Source organism: Vibrio sp. 10N.222.46.A1, assembly GCF_041473595.1.
GTDB classification, from domain to species: domain Bacteria; phylum Pseudomonadota; class Gammaproteobacteria; order Enterobacterales; family Vibrionaceae; genus Vibrio; species Vibrio tasmaniensis_A.
This window is the reverse complement of the sequence record NZ_JBFRSN010000352.1, coordinates 1-909: the sequence shown is the minus strand read 5'-3', so window position 1 is coordinate 909 and position 909 is coordinate 1. Positions and strand designations below refer to the sequence as shown.

1 protein-coding gene is annotated in these 909 nt (G+C 47.7%); it reads left to right on the top strand.

Annotation, left to right across the window (positions count from 1 at the left end; translation table 11 throughout):
* The coding region (locus tag AB4496_RS11345; RefSeq protein ID WP_372130988.1) for a hypothetical protein at positions 1-909 on the top strand (909 nt) is incomplete at both ends.

The window sequence follows — 909 nt, the reverse complement described above, 5'->3', positions numbered from 1 at the left end:
TGACTTTGATAAAGACCCTGTGACATCTACCGTGAAGTTGACCATCACCGATGGTGATATTCCAACGATTAATACCATTCCAAGCGTCACGCTATCGGAATCTAATCTTGCAGACGGCTCAACCGCAAGCAACGCGCCTGTGAGTCAAACAGAGACGATCACCTTTACCAATCAAAGCGACAATGTGACCAGTTTCCGCATTGAGCCAAGCCTGTTTAATACCAACGACACACTCAAATCGAATGGATTGGTCGTTGAGCTTAAAGCGGATCCCAACACGACTGGGGCGTACATTGGCTTTGTGAAAGATGGCGCCAACCCAGAGGTTCCTGTCTTTACGATTAGTTTCTCTACTAGCACTGTGGGTGAGTACACCTTTACTCTGCTTGAAGCGTTAGATCATGCTGATGGCCAAGCGAAGAACGATCTGAGCTTTGAACTGCCTGTATTTGCCGTCGACCGCGATGGTGACGATTCATTGATGTCGCCATTGAAAGTGACGGTCAGCGATGATGTGCAAGGCATGCAAAACCAAACGTTGACCATTACTGAGCCAACGGTGGCTGATTTGGCTGCTGGTGTTGTCACGACAGGCACGGTTGATGTGATGCCAGTGCAAAGTGCAGATGGGGCAACGATTACCCAGTTCGTTTATGACGGACAACTTAGAACATTGGTTCAAACAGATACTGGTGAGCAGCGCTTCGGTTTCACTGAAGGGACGTTAGTCATCACCCTTCAAGGTGAAGTGCGTTTTGAACCCAATCGCGATTTAAACCACACGAGCAGCGAAGACATCGTTAAAACCATCGTAGTGACGTCAAGTGACTTTGATAAAGACCCTGTGACATCTACCGTGAAGTTGACCATCACCGATGGTGATATTCCAATCATCAACACCATTCCAAG